Origin of the sequence: Kitasatospora sp. NPDC048545 (assembly GCF_040651155.1) — a bacterium.
Taxonomy (GTDB): domain Bacteria; phylum Actinomycetota; class Actinomycetes; order Streptomycetales; family Streptomycetaceae; genus Kitasatospora.
In genome coordinates, this window is the sequence record NZ_JBEZIQ010000161.1 from 1 (window position 1) to 2,235 (window position 2,235).

The following is a 2,235-nucleotide window of genomic DNA, read 5'->3' on the forward strand; positions in this document are numbered from 1 at the left end:
GCCCAGGCGGGGTTGTTCGCGGTCGAGGTGGCGTTGTTCCGGCTGCTCGAATCGCTGGGCGTGGAGTCGGAGTTCGTGGCCGGGCACTCGATCGGCGAGATCGCTGCGGCGCATGTGGCCGGGGTGTTCTCGCTGGCGGACGCCTGTGCGCTGGTCGCCGCCCGTGGCCGGCTGATGCAGGCACTGCCGGAGGGCGGCGCGATGCTCGCGGTGCAGGCGACGGAGGACGAAGTCCTGCCGCTGCTGGGTGAGTTCGTGTCGGTCGCGGCCGTCAACGGTCCGACCTCCGTGGTCGTCTCGGGCGCGGAGGAGGCCGTCGCGGCGATCGAGGCGCACTTCGCCGAGCGCAAGACCACGCGGCTGCGGGTTTCGCACGCCTTCCACTCGCCGCTGATGGATCCGATGCTGGAGGACTTCCGCGAGGTCCTGAACGGCCTGTCCTACAGCACCCCTTCGATCCCGCTGGTCTCCAACCTCACCGGCGCTCTGGGTGCGGACCTCACCACCCCCGACTACTGGGTGCGCCACGTCCGCGAGACCGTCCGCTTCGCCGACGGCGTCCGCACCCTGCGCGAGGCCGGCGCCACCGCCTTCGTCGAGGTCGGCCCCGACGGCGTCCTCGCCGCCCTCGCCCAGCAGGACCCGGACGCCCCCGCGCTCCCGCTGCTGCGCCGTGACCGGCCCGAGGAGCACACCCTTGTCACCGCGCTGGCGCGGCTGCACGTCGTCGGCGTCCCGGTCGACTGGACGCGGCTGTTCGACGGCACCGGCGCCCAGCGCGTCGACCTGCCCACCTACGCCTTCCAGCACGAGCACTACTGGCCCGCTCTGGGCAGTGGTGTCGGCGACGTGACCGGCGCCGGTCTGCTGGCGGCGGACCACCCGCTGCTCGGGGCGGCCGTGCCGCTCGCGGGCACGGACAGCGTCGTCTTCACCGGGCGGCTCGTGCCCGGCACCGTGGCGGCGTGGGAGGGCGACGCGGAGGTCTTCCCGGCGTCCGGGTTCCTGGAGCTGGCGATCCGGGTCGGCGACCACGTCGGCTGCGACCGGGTCGAGCGGCTCGCCGTCACCCGGCCGCTCGCCCTGGGCGGCGCGGGCGGCGGCACGACGGTCCAGGTCCGGGCAGGCGCGCCGGACGGGTCGGGTGCGCGGACGGTGACCTTCTTCTCGCGCCCCGACGGCGGGCTCGACGAGCCCTGGACCGAGCACGCCGCCGGGGTGCTGACCACGGGAGCGCGCGCCGCCGACTTCGACGCGGCGGTCTGGCCGCCAACCGGCGCCGCCGCGGACGGCCCCGGTGTCTGGCGGCGCGGGGAGGAGACCTTCGTCGAGGCCGGGCTCCCGGCCGAACTGGCGGGCTCGGCGGCCGGGTTCGGCGTGCACCCGGCGTTGCTGGCCGCCGTCCTGCGGGCGGACGACCGAGGGCTCGTGCCGGTGGCGTGGTCCGGGGTGTCGCTGCACGCCACGGGTGCCACGGTTGCGCGGGCCCGGCTGGCGCGGACGGGCGAGGACACGCTGTCGCTGGTCCTCGCGGACGCGGCGGGCGAGCCGGTGCTGTCGGCGGAGTCCGTGGAGCTTGGCGAGCCGGCCGCTGCTTCCCGCGGGGCGAGCGGGTCGCTGCTGCGGCTGGAGTGGGTCGCGGCTGCGCTCGCCCGACCGGTGAGTGTCCGGTCCGTGACGCTGGGCGTGGAGGCCGCGGAGCTGTCGGAGCTCGGCGGCGAGGTGCCCGGCGCTGTGGTGGTTCCGGTGACGGGTGGTTCGACGCCGGAGGCCGTGCACGAGGTGGCGGCGTGGGCGTTGGGCCTGGTGCAGGAGTGGCTGGCCGAGCCGCGTTTCGCGAACGCGCGCCTCGTCTTCGTCACGCGGGGTGCCGTGGCGGGCAGCGAGGTCGCGGACCTGGCCGGCGCTGCCGTGTGGGGCCTGGTGCGGGCGGCGGAGTCGGAGAACCCGGGCCGGTTCGTCCTCGTGGACGCGGACGGTGAACTGCCGCTGGACGCAGTGCTGGCGACCGGCGAGTCGCAGGTGCTGGTCCGCGCCGGAGCCGTGCGGGTGGGCAGGCTGGCCCGGGTGGCGGGCGGCGGGTCGTCCGCGGGCTGGGGCTCGGGGACGGTGGTGATCACGGGTGGGACGGGTGGTCTGAGTCGGCTCGTCGCGCGGCATCTGGTGGCGGAACACGGCGTCCGGGACCTGTTGTTGCTGAGCCGGCGCGGGGGCGTCGGCGCGTGGCTGGAGGAG

Annotated in this window: 1 protein-coding gene; it reads left to right on the forward strand. The window is 75.9% G+C overall.

The genetic code is table 11. The annotated features are described in order from the left end of the window. On the forward strand, positions 1-2,235 hold a 2,235-nt coding region (locus tag AB0D10_RS46215; RefSeq protein ID WP_360269096.1), incomplete at both ends, for an acyltransferase domain-containing protein.